Annotated in this window: 17 protein-coding genes; 12 read left to right on the top strand and 5 right to left on the bottom strand. The window is 64.5% G+C overall.

Features of this window, described 5'->3' with window-relative positions:
- The first annotated feature begins 15 nt into the window (after window positions 1-15).
- The 3 genes from D0T21_RS18725 to D0T21_RS18735 all read left to right on the top strand — a co-directional run bounded on the left by D0T21_RS18725 (window position 16) and on the right by D0T21_RS18735 (window position 5,528).
- Window positions 16-2,784: a TonB-dependent receptor gene (locus D0T21_RS18725; RefSeq protein WP_199539641.1), complete on the top strand. Its 2,769-nt coding sequence runs from the start codon at window positions 16-18 to the stop codon at window positions 2,782-2,784.
- Window positions 2,785-2,927: 143 nt separating this feature from the next.
- Entirely contained in the window at window positions 2,928-4,205 is a 1,278-nt protein-coding gene (locus D0T21_RS18730; protein WP_229211543.1) for a cyanophycinase, read from the top strand.
- Between the two features lie 90 nt (window positions 4,206-4,295).
- A complete protein-coding gene (locus D0T21_RS18735; protein ID WP_373886684.1) occupies window positions 4,296-5,528 on the top strand; it encodes a cyanophycinase in 1,233 nt (410 codons plus the stop codon).
- 228 nt (window positions 5,529-5,756) lie between these two features.
- Here D0T21_RS18735 and D0T21_RS18740 read toward each other — a convergent pair whose 3' ends face one another.
- On the bottom strand, window positions 5,757-6,236 hold the full coding sequence (locus D0T21_RS18740; RefSeq protein WP_116991683.1) for a hypothetical protein: 480 nt from the start codon (window positions 6,234-6,236) through the stop codon (window positions 5,757-5,759).
- A 331-nt stretch (window positions 6,237-6,567) separates the two neighbouring features.
- Between D0T21_RS18740 and D0T21_RS18745 the strand changes: the two genes are divergently transcribed.
- Both D0T21_RS18745 and D0T21_RS18750 read left to right on the top strand, forming a co-directional pair.
- Entirely contained in the window at window positions 6,568-8,001 is a 1,434-nt protein-coding gene (locus tag D0T21_RS18745) for an IgA Peptidase M64 (RefSeq protein WP_116991681.1), read from the top strand.
- 104 nt (window positions 8,002-8,105) lie between these two features.
- Window positions 8,106-8,588 (top strand): hypothetical protein, encoded by a 483-nt coding sequence (locus tag D0T21_RS18750; RefSeq protein WP_116991679.1) that lies wholly within the window; start codon window positions 8,106-8,108, stop codon window positions 8,586-8,588.
- 80 nt (window positions 8,589-8,668) lie between these two features.
- Here D0T21_RS18750 and parC read toward each other — a convergent pair whose 3' ends face one another.
- On the bottom strand, window positions 8,669-11,200 hold the full coding sequence (gene parC / locus D0T21_RS18755) for a DNA topoisomerase IV subunit A (protein WP_229211544.1): 2,532 nt from the start codon (window positions 11,198-11,200) through the stop codon (window positions 8,669-8,671).
- A gap of 13 nt (window positions 11,201-11,213) precedes the next feature.
- Window positions 11,214-13,211 carry a DNA topoisomerase IV subunit B gene (locus tag D0T21_RS18760; RefSeq protein WP_116994461.1) on the bottom strand — a complete coding sequence of 666 codons (1,998 nt, stop codon included), beginning with the start codon at window positions 13,209-13,211 and terminating at the stop codon, window positions 11,214-11,216.
- A gap of 214 nt (window positions 13,212-13,425) precedes the next feature.
- Between D0T21_RS18760 and D0T21_RS18765 the strand changes: the two genes are divergently transcribed.
- From D0T21_RS18765 to D0T21_RS18775, 3 genes are read left to right on the top strand one after another with little or no spacing between them, the layout of a single operon-like run.
- Window positions 13,426-13,737, top strand: coding sequence for a hypothetical protein (locus tag D0T21_RS18765; RefSeq protein WP_116991675.1), 312 nt, complete (start codon window positions 13,426-13,428; stop codon window positions 13,735-13,737).
- Window positions 13,734-14,081, top strand: coding sequence for a hypothetical protein (locus D0T21_RS18770; RefSeq protein WP_116991673.1), 348 nt, complete (start codon window positions 13,734-13,736; stop codon window positions 14,079-14,081). Before D0T21_RS18765 ends, D0T21_RS18770 begins: the two co-directional genes overlap by 4 nt.
- A gap of 32 nt (window positions 14,082-14,113) precedes the next feature.
- Window positions 14,114-14,875 (top strand): TorF family putative porin, encoded by a 762-nt coding sequence (locus tag D0T21_RS18775; protein ID WP_116991671.1) that lies wholly within the window; start codon window positions 14,114-14,116, stop codon window positions 14,873-14,875.
- A gap of 53 nt (window positions 14,876-14,928) precedes the next feature.
- On the opposite strand, the gene D0T21_RS18780 is transcribed toward D0T21_RS18775, so the two are convergent.
- Window positions 14,929-15,474, bottom strand: a complete 546-nt coding sequence (locus D0T21_RS18780) for a hypothetical protein (RefSeq protein ID WP_116991669.1) — start codon at window positions 15,472-15,474, stop codon at window positions 14,929-14,931.
- Window positions 15,471-16,376, bottom strand: coding sequence for a 4-hydroxy-tetrahydrodipicolinate synthase (gene dapA, locus D0T21_RS18785; protein WP_116991667.1), 906 nt, complete (start codon window positions 16,374-16,376; stop codon window positions 15,471-15,473). The genes D0T21_RS18780 and dapA overlap by 4 nt, the downstream gene beginning before the upstream one ends.
- Window positions 16,377-16,668: 292 nt before the next feature.
- On the opposite strand from dapA, the gene D0T21_RS18790 reads away from it, so the two are divergent.
- Genes D0T21_RS18790 through kdpC form a run of 4 tightly spaced genes read left to right on the top strand, consistent with a single transcriptional unit; the run spans window position 16,669 to window position 21,316 of the window.
- The gene (locus D0T21_RS18790; RefSeq protein ID WP_020701117.1) at window positions 16,669-16,758 is read left to right on the top strand and encodes a potassium-transporting ATPase subunit F; all 90 of its coding nucleotides are present in this window, start codon (window positions 16,669-16,671) and stop codon (window positions 16,756-16,758) included.
- Window positions 16,758-18,587 (top strand): potassium-transporting ATPase subunit KdpA, encoded by a 1,830-nt coding sequence (kdpA, locus tag D0T21_RS18795; protein WP_116991666.1) that lies wholly within the window; start codon window positions 16,758-16,760, stop codon window positions 18,585-18,587. Before D0T21_RS18790 ends, kdpA begins: the two co-directional genes overlap by 1 nt.
- A 9-nt stretch (window positions 18,588-18,596) precedes the next feature.
- Window positions 18,597-20,705 carry a potassium-transporting ATPase subunit KdpB gene (gene kdpB / locus D0T21_RS18800; protein ID WP_373886683.1) on the top strand — a complete coding sequence of 703 codons (2,109 nt, stop codon included), beginning with the start codon at window positions 18,597-18,599 and terminating at the stop codon, window positions 20,703-20,705.
- Window positions 20,706-20,722: 17 nt separating this feature from the next.
- Window positions 20,723-21,316, top strand: coding sequence for a potassium-transporting ATPase subunit KdpC (gene kdpC, locus D0T21_RS18805; RefSeq protein ID WP_116991664.1), 594 nt, complete (start codon window positions 20,723-20,725; stop codon window positions 21,314-21,316).
- The last annotated feature ends 34 nt before the right edge of the window (window positions 21,317-21,350 follow it).

Consider the following 21,350-nt stretch of genomic DNA (forward strand, 5'->3'; position numbering starts at 1 on the left):
ATCAGAGAGAAAATCATGGGTGATGTGCAAAGCATGCGGGTGACGATGATGGCGCGGTCGGTGCGCCTGGCCTTGAGCGTGGGCGCCGTGGTCGGCCTGCTCGGCCAGCCGGCGCTGGCGCAAGCGCAGGGGCAAGATTCGCCGGCCAATCCGGCCTTGCTGCCGAAGGTGGAGATCACCGGTTCGGCGATCCGCCGCATCGAATCGGAAACCGCGCTGCCGGTGCAGGTCATCACCCGCGAGGAGATCGAGAAGGCCGGCGTCACCACCGCCTCGGAGCTGATGGCGCGCGTGTCGGCCAACGTCGGCGGCCTGACCGACGGCGCCAGCATCACCGACGGCCACGACCAGCGCGGCTTCAACAGCGCCAACCTGCGCGGCATCGGCACCTCGTCCACGCTGGTGCTGCTCAACGGCCGCCGCATGGCCAACTTCGCCTCGCCCGGCGACGACACCGGCGTCGACTTGAACAACATCCCGGCCGCCGCCATCCAGCGCGTCGAGGTGCTGCTGGACGGCGCCTCGGCGCTATACGGCACCGACGCCATCGGCGGCGTGATCAACTTCATCACCCGCAAGGATTTCCAGGGCGTGGAGCTGAACGCCTACGGCGGCAAGACCCAGGAGGGCGGCGCCGGCAAGCGCACCGCCACGCTGACCGCCGGCACCGGCGACTTGAACAAGGATGGCTACAATGTGTTCGCGGTGGTGGACGTGCAGCGCACCGACGCCCTGAGCACCTCGCAGCGCAAGTTCATCGGCAACCTGCAGATCCCCGAGCGCCTGCCGCACCTGCTGTCCGGCTATACCTCGCCGGCCAATATCCGCCTGACCGGCGCCCAGCGCGACTACCTGAACGACAACGGCTTCACCCTCAACGGCAAGCCGCTGACCAACCGCACCATCAACCTGTCGGTGCCGGGCTGCGCGCCGCCGGCCAATCTGTACCTGCCGGCCGGTATCGGCGGGGTCGACGCCTGCACCTACAACTACATGGGCGACACCGAGCTGTATCCGAAGTCGGACAAGGCTAATTTCCTCAGCCGCGGCGTGCTGCAGCTGAACGCCGACAACCAGCTGTTCGCCGAGATCGCGTTGAGCCGCTCGAAGACCAACTACGTGGCCTCGACGGCGCGCGTGCAGGCGCCGATCAACTACAAGAAGATACCGGGCCTGGCCAAGTACAACCTGGATTCGGACGAGGCCAGCGCGGACGACGACGTGGTCGGCGATGTCCAGCTGCGCATCCGCCTCAACGACGCCGGCCGCCGCACCAGCGAATTGACCAGCGAAAGCCAGCGCTTCGTGGTCGGCCTGACCGGCAGCGCCAACGGCTTCGATTACGACATCGGCTTGAACCACAGCGTCAACACCATCAAGGACAAGGACACCCACGGCTATCTGCTGTACGACAAGCTGGTGAAAGGCATCTACGACGGCGTGATCAATCCCTTCGGCCCGTCCAGCGCGGCGGGCGTGGCGCTGCTCGATTCGATCCAGGTCAACGACGACGTGCGCCACGCGCGCGGGGTGATGGATTCGCTCGACTTCAAGGTCTCGCACGCGGTCGGCACGCTGGCCGGCGGCGAGGCGGCGCTGGCGATCGGCGGCGAGGTGCGCCACGAGCGCACCGACTTCACGCCGTCGGCGCTGCTGCTGAGCGATAACATCAACAACGACGCCGCGCCCGAAGGCGGCCGCGCCACCAGCGACAAACGCACGGTGCAGGCGGTGTACGGCGAGCTGCTGCTGCCGTTCACCAAGCAGTGGGAAGCGCAGCTGTCGGCGCGCTACGACCATTACCAGGTGGTCGGCGGCGCCGCCAGCCCGAAGGTGGGCGTGACCTATATGCCGGCCAAGACCATGCTGTTCCGCGCCTCGGCCGGGCGCGGTTTCCGCGCGCCGTCGATGTCGGACCTGTACCGCCCGACCATCTACAGCGCCACCGCGACGCTGCCCGATCCTGTCGCCTGCGCGAAGGTGGACAACAGCCTGGCCGACTGCGCCGACAACTGGAATACCCGTCGCTATTCGAACGCGCAGCTGAAGCCTGAGCACAGCCGCCAGTACTCGGTGGGCATGGTGATCGAGCCGTCCAAGCAGGTGACGATGACGCTGGACTACTGGAACATCAAGCGCACGGACCTGATCAGCGAGATCGGCGACGACGTCATCCTGGGCAACCTGGCCAAGTACGGCAACCTGGTGCACCGTGACGCGGACGACGCCATCGACTACATCGAGCTGCGCAAGGAAAACCGTGGCGCCCAGCTGGCCACGGGCCTGGACCTGACCTTGGACTACCGTGGCGTGAAGACCTGGGCCGGCAATTTCGGCGGCCACCTGTCGGGCACCTATGTGCTCAACTCGAAGATCCAGAACGCGGTGGGCGACCCCTACCTGAGCAACCTGGGACGCTTCGTCACCGACGGCGTGGTGCCGCGCTGGCGCCACACGGTCACCTTCGACTGGGACCGCGGCCCGTACTCGGCCAGCCTGTCGAACACCTGGTCGAGCGGCTATGAAGACCAGAACTCGGCGATCAACACCGACGACGGCACGGTGGTGGCGGCCAACCATGTGAAGGCCTATTCGCTGTGGGATATGTCGGGCGCCTGGCAGGTCAACAAGGCTTTCAAGCTGCGCGCCGGGGTGCAGAACCTGTTCAACGCCGCGCCGCCATACTCGAATCAGGCCTTTTACTTCATCTCGGGCTATGATCCGACCTACACCGATCCGCGCGGCCGGCGCTTCTATGCCAGCGCCAATTACGCTTTCAAGTAATGTAACGTAATGATGCTTTAAGCCGGATTGAGTAATTGATTGGTATCATCTGCATTATCGACGGCGCCGCGCGTGAGCGTGGCGCCGGTTTTCATCGGAAGGGCAACATGAAATTAACAGGTTTTACACTGCGGCGTCTCGTCATGCTATGGCTGCTGGTAGTCGCCGGCGCGGGCGTGTGTGCGGCGCAGGTGGCCGGATCGGCGCCGGCCGCCAAGGCGCCGGTCAAGTCCAGCAAGCCGGCCAAGGCGGTGCCGCCGCCCAAGCCGGTGCTGGCGCCGCCGGCGGGCAACCTGGTCATCATCGGCGGCGGCCTGCGGGCCGACAACGCCGAAGTCTGGCAGCGCATCGTCACCCTGGCCGGCGGCAAGGGCGCGCGCATCGGCGTGTTCGGCTCGGCCTCGATCAATCCCGAGAAGTCGGCCCAGAACACCGTCAACAAGCTGAATCAATATGGCGCGCAGGCGTTCTTCATTCCGCTCGGCGTCACGCTGCCCAATAGCGACTACCGCAAGGCGGCCGAAGATCCGGAAGTGGTGGCGGCCATCCATTCGGCCACCGGCATCTACTTCACCGGCGGCGACCAGGCCCGCATCACCAAGGCGCTGGTGCGCCCGGACGGCAAGCACACGGCGGCGCTGGACGCGGTGTGGGACGTGTACCGCGACGGCGGCGTGGTGGCTGGTTCCAGCGCCGGCGCGGCCATCATGAGCACCACCATGTTCTACGACGCCAAGCCGACCCTGGACATGCTCAAGCAGGGCGTCAACGACGGCCACGAAATCGCCTCGGGCCTGGGCTTCATCGGCGACGACGTGTTCGTCGACCAGCACCTGCTGGTGCGCGGCCGCTTCGCCCGCATGATCCCGGTGATGCTGAAGAAGGGCTACCAGATCGGCCTGGGCATCGACGAGAACAGCGCCATGGTGGTCAACGCCCGGCGCGACGTCGAGATCATCGGCTACAGCGGCGCGCTGCTGCTGGACCTGTCGGCGGCGATCACCGACCGTGGCATCAAGGGCTTCAACATCAGCAACGCCACCATCAGTTATCTGGACCGGGGCGACAAGTTCAACCTGGTGTCGCGCGAGTTCACGCCGTCGCCGGACAAGGCCGACAACAAGCTCGATCCCAACCAGCCGGACACGCGCGAGCCGGTGTTCACCAACGACATCCTGGGCAACAACGCGGTGCTGGACCTGATGGTCAACCTGATCGACAACGCCCAGCAGGAAGCCATAGGCATCGCCTTCGGCAATCCGCGCGACGCCTATCCGGACCTGGGCTTCGAGTTCCGCTTCAGTAAAACCATCAACAGCGTCGGCTACAGCTCGACCGAGGTCGAGGCGTATTCGGTGCTCAAGCTGCGCATGGATATCCGGCCTATCCAGCTGCAGCAGCCGCTGTACCGCTACCGCTGATAGCGTCGACGGCCGCGCGAAATCGGGTATATTGGATGGGATGGCGCCTCTGGCTCCATCCCATTTTTCATTGCGGGGGCGCTTATGCGGATGTCAATCTTGAAGCATTGCTTGCAGGCGGCGCTGATGTTGGCGGTGCCGCTGGGCGGGGCGCTGGCCGCTTCGACCGCTGGGCCGTCCGCTCCCAAGGGCTCGCTGGTGATTATCGGCGGCAATCTGCGGCAGGATAACGCCGACGTCTGGCAGCGCATCGTGCAACTGGCGGGCGGGCCGGGCGCGCGCGTGGCGGTGCTGCCGTCGGCCGCCGCCGATCCGGCGCCGGTGGGCGCGGCCATCGTCGGTTTCCTCAAGCAGTACGGTGCGGACGCCTTCCTGGTGCCGCTGGCCGTCAAGCTGGCCGACAGCGATTTCCGCAAGGCGGCCGACGATCCCGAACTGGCGGCGGCAGTGCGCGGCGCCGGCGGCGTGTTCTTCGTCGGCGGCGACCAGGCCCGCATCACGCAGGCGCTGGTGCGTGAGGACGGCAGCCGCAGCGCGGTGCTGGATGCCGTGTGGGAGCTGTACCGCAACGGCGGCGTGGTGGCGGGCAGCAGCGCCGGCGCGGCCATCATGAGCAGCACCATGTTCTATGCGCCGAACACGGTGTTCGCCACTTTGCGCGGCGGCGTGACCGAGGGCAGGGAGATCGCGCCGGGGCTGGGTTTCATCGGCGACGATGTCTTCGTCGACCAGCACCTGCTGGTGCGCGGCCGCTTCGCGCGCATGATCCCGGCCATGCTGAAGAAGGGCTACAAGTTCGGGCTGGGCATCGACGAGAACACGGCGATGGTGGTGGACAGCCGGCGGCGGGTGGAGATCGTCGGCCACAAGGGCGCGCTGCTGATCGACCTGACGCGCGCCACCACCGATCCGGCCAACGCCGGCTTCAACGTCTCCAACGCCGTCATCAGCTATCTGGACCGGGGCGACAAGTACGACTTGGGCACGCACACCTTCACGCCTTCGGAGGCCAAAGCGTCCGGCAAGTTGAAGGCGCATGCGGCGGTGCTGCACGAGCCGGTGTTCTCGGCCGATATCCTGGGCAAGAACGCGGTGGTCGAGCTGATGGAGAACCTGATGAACAACCGCCGCAGCGAGGCAATCGGCATCGCCACCAGCGGCCGCAATACGCCGCTGCCGGAGCTAGGCTTCCAGTTCACCTTCTCCAAGACGCGCGACAGCGTCGGCTACGCGTCGGCGGCGCCGCAAAGCTACTCGATTTTGAATATGCGGCTGGACATCCGGCCGCTCGACATCGGCCAGTCGCTGGTGCAGAAAAACTAGATTCGCCACGAATAAGCGAGAAGCAAACTCAGACCCGGAGGTGTGGGTATTCTTTTCGGCCATAGAGTCTAATTCGATCAAAACCGCGCCGATTCAGTCTAGTGGCGTCTAGAATCCCCGGGGTGCTGAGTTTTCTAGACTGGAATCGCCGGAATGCCAGATTCGCTAGACTGATATCGTCTTCGCAAAGCAACCTCAGGACCGGATTAGACTCTTCATCATGGCTACTTAGACTGGTCCGGATATAGCAGCCTCGTTTATTGCGCGCCTTTGGAGCTGCTCGGCAAAGCGCGACCTGCAACTGTCGGCACGGATCCAGTAATCGTCGCCAGGAAAGCGGAGCCAAACGAAGCGCCAGGCGTTGCGTCCCTTCGCGTGACGATTGGCGAACAGCGAAGGAGTCAAGGACTCGCCATCATCGGACAGGATGCGATCACCGACCACCTTGGCGAATTCAATTGTGTGGTGGTAGCTGGTTCGCAAATTGGTTCCGTCTGGTATGAAGACATTTTTCCATTGAAACCCGCGCATCGCCCGACCGTTCTTGCGCAGCGCGAGTCGCTCCATTTCAATCGCCAACCAGCGCTTGACCAGCTCCGTCACAAAGGCATCAGGTTTAACACCTGGTCGTGTAGCCATTAAATGGAATTCCAGGTTCATAAAGTCGGTTAAAGGCAGGTATATGGGGCGCTTCGCTTCATATGCCATGATTGAGTCCTTTCAAAATGGGTCTATAAGTTGGACCACGGAACAGGACTATGGTTCGTTTTGGACTTTCGCTTTATAAAACGCGATCAAATTAGATTTGGCTACCGGATTTCATGGACTGTTTTAGGTAACGCCTTGGAATTTTGGACTCAATTAGCCGCATTCGGCTCCAATCAGACGGAATTAGACTGAGTTGAGATTTGGAATACCCAAGCCTATGGAGAGCTGTCGACAGGCGTACTTTGAGCCCAGGAAAAGGCCGCATCAGATCGCCTCCCGCGCTGAGCGGGATTACAATGGCGGTCACCGTACACTGAACCATAGGAGTTCCATGAACCGCTTCGTATCTTTTGCGTTGGCCGCTTTCGTGGCTGTCGCCGCGCTGCCAGCGATGGCCGCGCAACCCGCCACCGTCCGTCTCGACTATCTCCACAGCGGCAACGCGCTCAATGAAAGCTATGCGATGGAGCGCGTGGTGATCGAGCCGCTGCCGTGGCCGGGCGATATGCGCCGCACCATCGACGACACCAATCGCGGTAACAACATGGTCGAAGTGGTGGACGCCAAGACCGGCGAGCTGCTGTACTCGCGCGGCTTCTCGACCGTGTTCGCAGAATGGCGCAGCACCGACGAGGCGGCGCACGCCAATCGCGGCTTCCAGGAATCGGTGCGCTTTCCCAAGCCGGACCGCCCGGTGCGCGTGCGCATCCTGAAGCGCGACGACCGCAACGCCTTCTCGGTGGTGTGGACCGCCGATGTCGATACCGATGCGATGGACGTGGTGCGCAAGCAGACGCCTCCCGCATCGATGGCGGCGGCGCCGAAGCCGATCGCCATTCGCGTCAACGGCCCGTCGCCCGACAAGGTCGACCTGCTGATCCTGGGTGACGGCTACACCAAGGCCGACATGGCCAAGTTCGAAGCGACCGCGCGCAAGCTGGCCGACCATCTGTTCGCCACCTCGCCGTTCAAGGAGCGCGCCAAGGATTTCAACGTCTGGGCGCTGGCGCTGCCGACCGAGGAATCGGGCGTGTCGCGTCCTTCGACCGGCGTGCACCACGCGTCGCCGCTGGGCACCCGCTACGACATCTTCGGCAGCGAGCGTTATGTGCTCACCACCGACAACCGCGCGCTGCGCGAACTGGCGCAGTACGCGCCGTATGAGTTCATCGAGATTTTGGTGAACAACGAGACCTACGGCGGTGGCGGCATCTTCGGCCAGTTCAGCACAGCGGCGGCCAACAACGACTGGGCCAACTACCTGTTCGTGCACGAATTCGGCCACCACTTCGCCGGCCTGGCCGACGAGTACTACACTTCGCCGGTGGCCTACCAGTCGAACGGCACGCGTCAGGAGCCATGGGAGCCGAATGCGACCGCGCTGCGTGATCCGGCCAATCTGAAATGGAAGAAGTTCGTCAAGGACGGCACGCCGCTGCCGACGCCGTGGGCCAAGGAGACCTATGAAACCGCATCGCGCGCCTATCAGAAGGAGCGCGCCGCGCTGAGGGCCGTCAACCGTCCGGAATCGGAGATGAGCGCCTTGTTCCGCAAGGACCTGGAATCGACCAATGCGCTGTTCTCCAAGGACCCGCACTTCCACACGGTGGGTGCGTTCGAGGGCGCGAACTATGAGGCCAGCGGCTACTACCGCCCGCAAATGCAGTGCATTATGTTCGATCGCAGCGAGAAGTTCTGCGCCGTCTGCGCCGACGCCATTGGCACCATCATCGATTTGTACTCGCGCCCGGGGGCGGGCAGGTAATTAGCGTTAAGTACGGTACCGTACAGAGTGCTTCCTCTCATCGGCCTATTCTGGATACGTGGACAGACAAGAACACATCCAAATAAACTTTGAGAGGAAACACCATGAACAAGATTATCGCTACCCTGATCGCCGGCCTGTTTGCAACCGCCGCTTACGCTCAAACCACCCCGGTTCAAACCCCGGCCGTCGTCAAGGCTGAAAATGAAGCCGGCAAGGACGTGGCCAAGGCGCAGCAGAAGGAATTGAAGGCCGATGTCAAAGCCGACAAGAAAACCGACAAGGCTATCGCCAAAGCCCACAAGACCCATGACACCACCGCTGCCCACGTCGACGTGGAAAAAGCCAAAGCCAACGAAAAAGTAGCCAAGGCCGATCCTGAAGACAAAGCCAAGGCAGAAGCCAAGGGCGACAAATCGGTCGCCAAGGCTGAAGAAAAAGCCGTCAAAAAAGACGTGAAAGCCGACGCCAAGGCAATCAAGGAAACCGTTGACGCGACCGCTGACAAAGCCATCGCCGCCAACAAGACCGATGCCGTCAAAGCCAAATCGGCCGCCGACATCAAAGCCGCAGCCGCCAAGAACTAACTGGCAGCGCAAAAAAAACCGCCGGCACTGAACGCGATCTCGATCGCGTTCGGGCCGGCGGTTTTTTTCGTCTGTGTGTTTTAGACGATAGGCGTCAGCGAGGTTGGCTTGATCTTGGTCGCCAGCGCCTTGCCTTTGCGGGCGCGCTTGCCGAAGTGGACCGCCAGCGCCGAAGCGGACAGGCGTTCTTCCTGCGCCTTGCCGCCACGGCCGATGCCGGCGACGATCACGCCTTTCTGACTGATAGGCTTGGCCGCGATCAGGGTTTCCTTGTCGTCCAACTCCATCAGGATCACGCCGCGGCCGCCGTTGGTCAGCACCTTCATCTCGTCCATGCCGAACACCAGCACGCGCGCATTGGCCGACAACACGGCTACCGCGCTGGCGCTGTCGGCGATCACCGCCGGCGGCAGCGGCACGTCGCCGTCTTCCAATGTGATGAAGGCCTTGCCGCCCTTGATGCGGCTGACCATGTCGCCGGCCTTGGCGATGAAGCCGAAACCGGCGCTGGTCGCCAGCAGCAGCTGCGTGCTGCCCGTGCCGGCGAAGTAGTGCTGGATGCGGGCGCCGCTGGCCAGGTCGATCAGGGTGGTGATCGGCACGCCGTCGCCGCGCGCGTTGGGCAGGGCGGCTACCGGTACCGAATAGATCTTGCCGTTGCTGCCGAAGGCCAGCAGGTTGTCCACCGTGCGGCATTCGAAGGCGCCGTACAGCGTGTCGCCGGCCTTGAAGGTGAACTGCGCGGCGTCGTGGCCGATGCCGGTGCGCGCGCGTATCCAACCTTTTTCGGAAATGATGACGGTGACCGGTTCGTCCACCACCTTCTGTTCGACCACGGCTTTCTGCGCTTCCTCGATCAGGGTGCGGCGGGCGTCGCCGTAGGTCTTGGCGTCGGCGTCGATTTCCTTGATGATGGCGCGCTTCATCGACGATGGGTTGTCGAGCAGGTCTTGCAGCAGGCCTTTTTCCTTGCGCAGTTCGGCCAGCTCTTGCTGGATCTTGATCGCTTCCAGGCGGGCCAGTTGGCGCAGGCGGATTTCCAGGATGTCTTCGGCCTGGATCTCCGACAGGCGGAAGCGCTCCATCAGCGCCGCTTTCGGTTCGTCCGAGTTGCGGATGATGTGGATCACTTCATCGATGTTCAGCAGGATGGTCTCGCGGCCTTCCAGGATGTGGATGCGCGCGTCGACCTTGCCCAGCTTGTACTGCGTGCGGCGGGTGACGGTGGCGAAGCGGAATTCGATCCACTCCTGCAGGATGTCGGTCAGGCCCTTCTGGCGCGGACGGCCATCGCCGCCTATCATCACCAGGTTGATCGAGGCCGACGATTCGAGCGAGGTATGCGCCAGCAGCAGCAGCATGAATTCGGTCTGGTCCTGGTTCTTCGACTTCGGTTCGAACACCAGGCGCACCGGCGCGGCGCGGCCCGATTCGTCGCGGATGGTGTCGAGCGAATTCAGGATCAGCGACTTGAGCGCCATCTGTTCCGGCGACAGCGCCTTCTTGCCCATCTTGATCTTGGGATTGGTCAGCTCTTCAATCTCTTCCAGCACCTTCTGCGACGAGGTGCCCGGCGGCAGTTCGGTGACCACCGCCTGCCACTGGCCGCGCGCCAGTTCTTCGATCTTCCAGCGGGCGCGCACTTTCATGCTGCCACGGCCGGTCGCATACATGTCGCTGATCTGCGACGGCGGGGTGATGATCTGGCCGCCGCCCGGGAAGTCCGGGCCGGGGATCATGGCCATCAATTCGCCGTGACTGATCTTGGGATTGCGGATCATGGCGACGGCAGCTTGCGCCACTTCGGTCAGGTTGTGCGACGGGATTTCCGTCGCCAGGCCGACCGCGATGCCGGAGGCGCCGTTCAACAGCACCATCGGCAGGCGCGCCGGCAGCAGGCACGGTTCTTCGGTCGAGCCGTCGTAGTTGGCCTGGAATTCCACGGTGCCGAGGTTGATCTCGTCCAGCAGCACCTTGGCGATCGGCGTCAATCGGGCTTCGGTGTATCGCATTGCCGCGGCGCCGTCGCCGTCGCGCGAGCCGAAGTTACCCTGGCCGTCGACCAGCGGATAGCGCAGCGAGAAGTCCTGCGCCATGCGCACCATGGCGTCGTACACCGACTGGTCGCCGTGCGGGTGCAGCTTACCCAGCACGTCGCCGACCACGGTCGCGGACTTGCGCGGCTTGGCGGTGCTGTTCAGGCCCATTTCGTTCATCGCGTACAGGATGCGGCGCTGTACCGGCTTCTGGCCGTCGCACACGTCCGGCAGCGCGCGGCCCTTGACCACCGAGATGGCGTAGTCGAGGTAGGCGCGTTCGGCGAAGGTGGACAGGGTCAGCGTGTCGCCGCCGTCGCCGTCATCGCCGCCGCCCAGCGGGCCGTCGTTGCCGCCGTTGCCACCACCGTTGCCACCGTTGCCGTCATTGCCGCCGTTGTCGCCGCCGCCGGCGCCGCCGTCCGGCGGATTGCCGGTTTCGCCGCCGTGTGCGGCCTCGTCACCGGCCGCTTGCACAGGCGCTTCGGACGCAGGCGAGGGCGCAGTTGCCACAGGTTGAGCCACCGCCGCCGCTTCCGGCGCCGGTTCGTCAAAGAGATTTGCTTGATGAGTCATAGTCGGTCAGTAATTAGATATCTGCTTCGGCTTCGTTGCCGTGTTCTTCGATCCAGGCGCGGCGCGCGGCCGCTTCGCCTTTACCCATCAGCATATTGAAGCGCGCCGACGATTCGCCGTGCGCGTAGGCGCCCAGCGACACCGGCAGCAGCCGGCGGGTGTCCGGGTTCATGGTGGTTTCCCACAGCTGTTCGGCGTTCATCTCGCCCAGGCCTTTGAAGCGCGAGATCGACCAGGCGCCTTCCTTCAGGCCGTCCTTGCGCAGCTTGTCCTCGATCGCCACCAGTTCGCCGGCGTCGAGCGCGTACAGCTTCTGGATCGGCTTCTTGCCGCGCGCCGGCGCGTCGACGCGGTACAGCGGCGGACGGGCGATGCAGATGTTCCCGTTGGCGATCAGGCCGGGGAAGTGCTTGAAGAACAGCGTCAATAACAGGACCTGGATGTGCGAGCCGTCGACGTCCGCATCGGAAAGGATGCAGATTTTTCCGTAGCGCAGACCGCTCAGGTCCGGCATGGTGTCGGCGTTGTGCGGATCGACGCCGATCGCCACCGAGATGTCGTGGATCTCGTTGTTGGCGAACAGGCGGTCACGGTCGGTCTCCCAGGAGTTGAGCACCTTGCCGCGCAGCGGCAGGATGGCCTGGAATTCCTTGTCGCGGCCCATCTTGGCCGAACCGCCCGCCGAGTCGCCCTCGACCAGGAACAGTTCGGTGCGGGCGACGTCGCTCGATTCGCAGTCGGTCAGCTTGCCCGGCAAAACGGCCACGCCGGACGACTTCTTTTTCTCGACTTTTTGCAGCGAACGCAGACGCGATTGCGCCTGCTTGATGACCAATTCGGCCAGCTTCTTGCCGTAGTCGACGTGGTGGTTCAGCCACAGCTCCAGCGCCGGCTTCGAGTAGGTCGAGACCAGGCGCACGGCGTCGCGTGAGTTCAGGCGTTCCTTGATCTGGCCCTGGAATTGCGGGTCCAGCACCTTGGCCGACAACACGAACGAGACGCGCGCGAACACGTCTTCCGGCAGCAGCTTGACGCCTTTCGGCAGCAGCGAGTGCATCTCGACGAAGTTCTTCACCGCGCCGTACAAACCGTCGCGCAGGCCCGATTCGTGGGTGCCGCCGTTGGGCGTGGGGATCAGGTTGACGTAGGATTCGCGCACCACGGCGCCCTGTTCGGTCCATGCCACCACCCATGCCGCGCCTTCGCCCTCGGCGAAGCCTTCGGCGTCCGGGCCGGCGAACTGCGCGCCTTCGAACAGCGGGATCAGGGTCTCGCTGTCGGTGGCCTGGGCCAGCGCCTCGGTCAGGTAGCCGCGCAGGCCGTCGTTGTACTGCCAGACCTGCGATTCGCCGGTCTTGGCGTTGGTCAGCGTGACGGTCACTCCCGGCAGCAGCACGGCCTTGGAGCGCAACAGGCGCTGCAACTCGGTCTGCGAGATGGCGGGGGAGTCGAAATATTTGGCGTCCGGCCAGGCGGTGACGCGGGTGCCGGACTTCTTGCCGTCGCGCGGGGCGACCACGGAGGACAGCGGCTCGACCACGTCGCCGTGCTCGAAGGCCAGCTTGTGCAGGCCGGTGCCGTCGGGCTCCTTGCGCCAGACGGTGATCTCCAGGCGCTTGGACAGCGCGTTGGTGACCGACACGCCGACGCCGTGCAGACCGCCGGAGAAGGCGTATGCGCCGCCCGAACCCTTGTCGAACTTGCCGCCCGCGTGCAGGCGGGTGAACACGATTTCCACCGTCGGCACGCCCTCTTCAGGGTGCAGGCCGACCGGGATGCCGCGGCCGTCGTCTTCGACGGTGATGCTGCCGTCGGCGTTCTGCGTGACGATAATGTTTTTGCAATGTCCGCCCAGCGCTTCGTCCGAGGCATTGTCGATCACCTCCTGGATGATGTGCAGCGGATTCTCGGTGCGGGTGTACATACCCGGGCGTTGCTTGACGGGTTCCAGGCCCTTGAGGACCCGGATGGATGCTTCGCTGTAGTCGGAAACTGGTTTTTTAGTGGCCATACGTGATCAAGCTTGTAATTTCGATACTGGGTTTATGTACAGTTTTATGCGGACGTTTGCGTATTCTATCCTCAACCGGGCGTAATCGCGGCAAAAAAACGGCGCGGGCCAATTTATACACGATGTTTACAACCCCGGCCCGCCTTTTTAGACCGTTTTTACGGCGCTGTCGATAAGCTGTTTTGTATCGCAACGATCAATCCAGGGGTTCGATATGCATGCTTTCTTCCATACCAAGGCGGCCCAGCGCCGCTCGATCTGGGCCGCCAGCGCTCGCCCGGCAGCGCCGGCCTGCGTGATGCAGCTGACCGTGGACACCGGCGCCGTGACGGCGCTGCGCCAGATGGTGATGCGCATTTGCGGCGACGGGCTGCAGTTCATGCGCATCGAAGCCTGCGAGCACGGCGCCCGCATGAAGGTGTGGCTGTGCGTGGGCGCCGCGCTGGTGGCGCGGGTGATGGAGGCGGTGATGCAGTCGCTGCCGGGCGCCGAATTCGGCCGCTTCACGGTGCGGGGCGGGGCATGATCGCCGGCCCCGGCGCGGTGGTGCTGGTCGATGCCGAGGGCCGCGACAGCGCCGAGAGCCACGCCGCGCTGGCCGCCGCGCGGCTGGCGCTGGTGCCCTTGACGCCGGAACAGGCCGACCTGTCGACCCGCTACCAGCTGATCGCCCGCTTGAATGCCGCGCGCATGTTCAATCCCGGATTGCACGTGCAGTTTGTGCTGGTGGGCGAGGCCACGGACGCCGAGCGCGTCGCGGTGTGCGCCTATGTGGCGCAGGTGATGTCGGCCACGCTGGCCAGCACCGTCATCCACGGCCGGGCACCGGCCGACGTGGCGTCCCTGTGCCGTGAAGTTTTTACCGTTTAATTTGACTTAACCACTGAAGGAAAGACCGCAACATGAAAAAAATCATACTCGCCGCAGCCATCGCCGCTGCTTTCGCCGGCACGCAGGCTTACGCCGAGGATGCCGCGCCGGCCGCCAAGCCGGACAACGAAACCAGCTTCAATGCGGCGGTGATCAGCGACTACCGCTATCGCGGCATCTCGCAGACGCGTTTGAAACCGGCGCTGCAGGGCGGCTTCGACTACACAAACAACCCGACCGGCTTCTACGCCGGCACCTGGCTGTCGACCATCAAATGGACCAAGGACGCTGGCGGCAGCGGCGACATTGAGTGGGATATCTACGCCGGCAAGCGCGGCCAGGTCACGGCCGACGTGTCCTACGACGTGGGCGTGCTGACCTATGTCTACCCGTCGAACGACCTGTCGCACGTCAGCGGCTTCGCCAATGCCAACACCACCGAGCTGTATGGCCAGCTGGGTTATGGCCCGGCTTATATCAAGTATTCGCACTCGGTGACGAATCTGTTTGGTTTTGTCGACAGCAAGAACAGCGGTTATGTGGACCTGGGCGCCAATATCGAGGCGGGCGAAGGCCTGACGGTCAACCTGCACGCCGGCCACCAGAACGTCAAACATAACGGCGCGGCCAGCTATAGCGACTGGAAAATCGGCGCCACCAAGGACTTCGGCGTGGTGACCGGCGCGCTGGCCGTGATCGGCACCAACGCCGACAAGACCGCCTACGCATCGCCGGCCAACGGCAAGTTCCTGGGCAAAACCGCGCTGCAACTTACCATCAGCAAAGTGTTCTGATCGGGTTAGCTTCCGGTCATCGAAGGGGCGGCGCCTTGCGCGCGCCCCTTTTTTTACGTCCGCTGTCCGCGAAATACTTCGCTGTAGAGGTGGCGGACTTCCGGGGCGCACAGCACATAGGCGGTCTTGCGGCAGTCCAGTTCCAGCTCGCTGTGATGCGAGTGGTAGGTGCCGCGCTGGTCGAGTTCCAGCGTGTCGGCCAGGCGCGCGCCGGGGATTTGCGCGACGAACACCAGCAGGCATCCGGTCTGGTGGGGCGTCAGCGGCTTGCTGCCGTGGGCCACGGTCACCAGCACGCGGGCGCAGGGATTGAGTTCTTGCGCCCGTCGCAGGCGGCTCAGGAAGTCGGCGTGGCGGCCTTGCTCGATCTCGGCCGGGCGCACCAGCGCCACGATGACGGCCGCGCGGGCCAGCGCCGCATCGGCGTCGCGGTGGGAGGCGTCGATCACCAGGTCGTCGTACAGCTGCGGATCGTAGGCGCCGGGGTTGGGGCTGACCAGCAGCACCCGGCTGCCGGCCGCCACCCGCAGCATCGCCAGGTCTTCGGCCAGGTCGGAGACGGTGGCGTTGCCGTCCATGCCAGTGAGGGCGACGATCATATGGCCTCCGCCGAGGTGTAGACGGGAATATCGTCCAGCGCTTCCAGCATCGTCGCGATGCGCGCCTTGCAGCCGTTGGTGGCCGGCGTCATGGGCAGGCGCAGCTCGTCGCGCACCAGGCCCTGCATCGCCAGCGCGGCCTTCAGCGGCGCCGGGTTGGGTTCCGAGAACATCAGCTGGATCAGCGGCTGCAGCCTGGCGAACAGCTCGCGCGCTTCGGGCAAGCGTTGTTCGTCCACCAGTTCATACAGCTGCACGAACAAATCGACGCGGATGTGGGCCGAGGCCGAGATGGCGCCATGGCCGCCGCTGCACAAGGCGGACAGCAGCAGCGCATCGTCGCCGCACAGCACCGACAGCGGCGTATGTTCCACCAGGTCGGTGATCTGGCGCAGCCGGCCGCCGGCTTCCTTGATGGCGGCGAACTGCGGCCGCTCGGCCAGCCGGGTGGCGGTCGCCAGCTCCAGGTTGACGCCGGTGCGCGCCGGCACGTTGTACAGCACGATGGGGCGTCCGGTCGAGGCGGCGATGGTCTCGAAGTGCCGCACCAGGCCTTCCTGCGACGGCCGCACATAGGCCGGCGTCGACACCAGATAGCCGGCCAGGTCCATGTCGTCGAACTGCAGCACGCGGCTGGCGGCGGCGTAGGTGTCGCTGCCGCCTATGCCCATCAGCACCGGGCAGCGCTTGTGCGCCACTTCCAGCACGGCGGCCAGCGCCGCGCCTTGTTCGGCCAGGTCCAGCTGCGGCGCCTCGCCGGTGGTGCCGCACACCACCAGGCCGTGCGCGCCCTGGGCGATCAGGCCGGCGGCCAGGTGCTGTAAACGGCATAAATCGATTTCGCCATGATGCATGGGGGTGACCAGCGGCACCCAGATGCCTTGCAGTAGGGAGGTAAGCATATTTTCTTCAGGTAGTTGCGACAGAAAAAGCGTATTCCTGCCCCCGTAAAAATGTTCTAAATAGTCGGGCCGCGCCTGTAAACAAAGCGTAAATGCCGGCTATTTTTACGCTTTGTTTACACCCCGTCCCCAAGTCTTTACACCATCTTTAGACGCTGGCCGCTAACCTTCTCAGTATCAAAACAAGACCTGTGAGGGGTGTGATGGACATAGTATTTATCGGCGCAATGGTGGTCTTTTTTGCCGTGACCGTGGCGTTTGCCATCGGCTGCGACAAATTGGGAGGTAAGCAATGAACACCTTTTACCTGATTGGGGCCTTGGCTGCGGCCGGCCTGCTGGTCTACCTGGTGGTGGCCTTGTTGAAAGCGGAGGACCTGTAATGACTACGCAATCCATCATCCTGCTGGTGGTGTTCCTGGTGGCGCTGCTGGCGCTGTCCTACCCGCTGGGCATCCTGCTGGCCCGCGTCGGCGACGGCAGCGCCGCAGTTAGCCCGATGCGTGGTCTCGGCTGGCTGGGCAAGATCGAATCCCTGCTGTACCGCGCCGCCGGCATCGCCGGCAAGGACGGCAAGGTCGAAGGCCAGAACTGGAAGGCCTACGCCATCGCGCTGCTGCTGTTTAACGGCCTGGGCGCGCTGGTCACTTATGGGCTGCAACGCGTGCAGCTGTACCTGCCGCTCAATCCACAGGGCTTGGCCAACGTCAGCCCGGACTCGTCGTTCAACACCGCCGTCAGCTTCGTCGCCAACACCAATTGGCAGGGCTACGGCGGCGAAACGACGATGAGCTACCTGACCCAGATGCTGGTGCTGGCCGGCCAGAACTTCTTCTCGGCCGCCACCGGCATCGCCGTGGCCTACGCGCTGATCCGCGGCTTCTCGTCGCGCTCGGCCAAATCGATCGGCAACTTCTGGGTCGACGTCACCCGCTCCACCCTGTACGTGCTGTTGCCGCTGTCGTTCATCTTCGCCGTGTTCCTGGTGGGCCAGGGCGCGATCCAGAACTTCTCGGCCTACAAGGACGTGGCCCTGATGGATCCGGTCACCTACACCCAGCCGAAAGTCGGCGCCGACGGCCAGCCGCTGAAGGACGCCAAGGGCGAGCCGGTCACCGAAACGCTGACCACCTCGACCCAGAGCATCGCCATGGGCCCGGTAGCCTCGCAGGAAGCGATCAAGATGCTGGGCACCAACGGCGGCGGCTTCTTCAACGCCAACTCGGCCCACCCGTACGAGAATCCGACCGCGCTGACCAACTTCGCGCAGATGCTGGCCATCTTCCTGATCCCGGCCGGCCTGTGCTTCGCCTTTGGCCGCATGGTCGGCGACCAGCGCCAGGGCTGGGCCGTGCTGGCCGCCATGACGCTGCTGTTCGTGGTGTGCACCGTCGCGGTGATGGGCGCCGAGCAGCAAGCCCACCCCGCGCTGCAGGCGATGGGCGTCGACCAGTCGATGAACGCGCTGCAACCGGGCGGCAATATGGAAGGCAAGGAAGCGCGCTTCGGCATCAGCGCCACCACCCTGTTCGCGGCGGTGACCACGGCCGCCTCGTGCGGCGCGGTCAATGCCTGGCACGATTCCTTCATGCCGGTCGGCGGCATGATCCCGATGTTGCTGATGCAGTTCGGCGAAGTGATCTTCGGCGGCGTCGGCTCCGGCCTGTACGGCATGCTGATCTTCGCCATCATGGCGGTGTTCATCGCCGGCCTGATGATAGGCCGCACCCCGGAATACCTGGGCAAGAAGATCCAGTCGTATGAAATGAAGATGACCTCGATCGCCATCCTGGTCACGCCGACCCTGGTGCTGGCCGGTACCGCCATCGCCGTCATGTGCGACGCCGGCAAGGCCGGCATCCTCAACCCCGGGGCGCACGGCTTCTCCGAGATCCTGTACGCGTTCAGCTCGGCCGCCAACAACAACGGCAGCGCCTTCGGCGGCCTGTCCGCCAACACGCCGTTCTACAACACCATGCTGGCCGTCGCCATGTGGTTCGGCCGCTTCGGCGTGATCGTGCCCATCCTGGCGATCGCCGGTTCGCTGGCCGGCAAGCAGCGCCTGGAAGCCAACTCCGGCACGCTGCCGACCCACGGCCCGATCTTCATCGGCCTGTTGATCGGCGTGGTCGCCCTGGTCGGCGTGCTCAATTACGTTCCGGCGCTGGCGCTCGGCCCTGTGGTCGAACACCTGCAGCTGTTTGCCCAATAAGGAATCATCATGTCACAAGCTACTCAAAAAGAGATGACGCTGTTTACCAATCCGCCCGCCCGGAAGCTCAAGCTGTTCGATTCCGAGCTGCTGGTGCCGGCCATCGTCGATTCGTTCCGCAAACTGAGCCCGCGCGTGCAGCTGCGCAGCCCGGTCATGTTCGTGGTCTACGTCGGCAGCATCATCACCACGCTGCTGTACTTCCAGGCGCTGTACGGCCAGGGCGAGGCCGCTCCCGGCTTCATCCTGGCCACCAGCATCTGGCTGTGGTTCACGGTGCTGTTCGCCAACTTCGCCGAAGCGCTGGCCGAGGGCCGCAGCAAGGCGCAGGCGGCCTCGCTGCGCAGCCTGAAGCAGTCGGTCACCGCCAAGAAGCTGGCCTCGCCCAAGCATGGCACCACCTGGCTGCCGTTGTCGGCCGCCGACCTGCGCAAGGGTAACTACGTGCTGGTCGAAGCGGGCGACGTGGTCCCCATCGACGGCGAAGTGATCGAAGGCGTGGCCTCGGTCGACGAAAGCGCCATCACCGGCGAATCGGCGCCGGTGATCCGCGAATCGGGCGGCGACTTTTCCAGCGTCACGGGCGGCACCCGCGTGCTGTCGGACTGGCTGGTGGTCAAGGTCACCGCCAATCCGGGCGAAACCTTCCTCGACCGCATGATCTCGATGGTCGAAGGCGCCAAGCGCCAGAAGACCCCGAACGAAATCGCCCTGACCATCCTGCTGGTGGCGCTGACCATCGTATTCCTGGTGGTGACCGTGACCTTGCTGCCGTTCTCGCTGTTCTCGGTGGAGGCCGCCAAAGCTGGCACGCCGATCAGCATCACGGTGCTGATCGCGCTGCTGGTGTGTCTGATCCCGACCACCATCGGCGGCCTGCTGTCGGCCATCGGCGTGGCCGGCATGAGCCGCATGATGCAGGCCAACGTGATCGCCACCTCCGGCCGCGCGGTGGAGGCGGCCGGCGACGTCGACGTGCTGCTGCTGGATAAAACCGGCACCATCACGCTGGGCAACCGCCAGGCCTCGGCCTTCATGCCGGCCCCGGGCGTGACCGAACAGCAGCTGGCCGACGTGGCGCAACTGGCCTCGCTGGCCGACGACACCCCGGAAGGCCGCAGCATCGTGGTGCTGGCCAAGCAGAAGTTCAACATCCGCGAACGCGAGATGGCGGCGCTGAACGCGCTGTTCATCCCGTTCTCGGCCAACACCCGCATGAGCGGCATCGACATCGGCGACCGTCACCTGCGCAAGGGCGCGGCCGACACCGTCAAGCAGTACGTGGAAGGCATGGGCCAGCCGTATCCGGTGGAAGTGGCGCGCGCCGTCGACGACGTGTCGCGCCGCGGCAGCACGCCGCTGGTGGTGGTCGACGCCGGCCGCGTGATGGGCGTGGTCGAGCTGAAGGACATCGTCAAGGGCGGCATCAAGGAGCGCTTCGCCGAGCTGCGCCGCATGGGCATCAAGACCGTGATGATCACCGGCGACAACAAGCTGACCGCCGCCGCCATCGCCGCCGAGGCGGGCGTGGACGACTTCCTGGCCGAAGCCACGCCGGAGGACAAGCTCAAGCTGATCCGCAGCTACCAGTCCGAAGGCCGGCTGGTCGCCATGACCGGCGACGGCACCAACGACGCCCCCGCGCTGGCCCAGGCCGACGTGGCGGTGGCGATGAACTCGGGCACTCAGGCCGCGAAAGAGGCCGGCAACATGGTCGACCTCGATTCGAATCCGACCAAGCTGCTCGAGATCGTCGAAATCGGCAAGCAGATGCTGATGACGCGCGGTTCGCTGACCACCTTCTCGATCGCCAACGACGTCGCCAAGTACTTCGCCATCATTCCGGCGGCGTTCGTGGGCACCTTCCCGGCATTGAAGGCGCTCGACGTCATGCAGCTGAGCAGCCCGAACTCGGCCATCATGTCGGCCGTGATCTTCAACGCGCTGATCATCGTGTTCCTGATCCCGCTGGCCTTGAAGGGCGTGCGCTACCGCGCCATCGGCGCCGCCGCGCTGCTGCGCCGTAACATCTGGGTGTACGGCGTGGGCGGCCTGGTGCTGCCGTTCATCGGCATCAAACTGATCGACATGGTGCTGGCCATGTTCCATCTCGTCTAATCGTACGGAGAGCAATCATGACATCCCAAATTCGTCCCGCCCTGGTGCTGTTCGGCGCCCTGACCGTGATCTGCGGCGTGCTGTATCCGCTGGCCGTGACCGGCGTCGGCAACGTCGCCTTCCCGGCGCAGGCCGGCGGCAGCATCATCGAAGTGAACGGCAAGGCGATCGGCTCCTCGCTGATCGGCCAGTCCTTCTCCTCGCCCAAGTACTTCTGGGGCCGTCCGTCGGCCACCGGCCCGATGCCCAACAACGCCGCCAACTCCGGCGGCAGCAACTTCGGCCCGACCAACCCGGCCCAGAACGACGCCGTCAAGGGCCGCATCGACGCCCTCAGGGCGGCCGAGCCGGAAGGCCGGCCCAACCCGCTGGCGATTCCGGTCGACCTGGTCACGGCCTCGGCCAGCGGTGTCGATCCCGACCTCAGCCTGGCCGGCGCCCGCTACCAGGTGGCGCGCGTCGCCGCCGTCCGCAAGCTGGACCCGGCCAGGGTGCAGGCCCTGGTCGACGCCCAGCGCCAGTCGCAAGTGCTGGGCTTTTTCGGCGAGCCGCGCGTGAATGTGCTGGCCTTGAATCTGGCGCTGGACGCGGAAAGTGCGCATACTCGCTAAATCAGCGGTTTTAGCGCATAGTTCAACGACACTT

This window comes from Duganella sp. BJB476 (genome assembly GCF_003416895.1).
Taxonomy (GTDB): Bacteria; Pseudomonadota; Gammaproteobacteria; order Burkholderiales; family Burkholderiaceae_D; genus Rugamonas.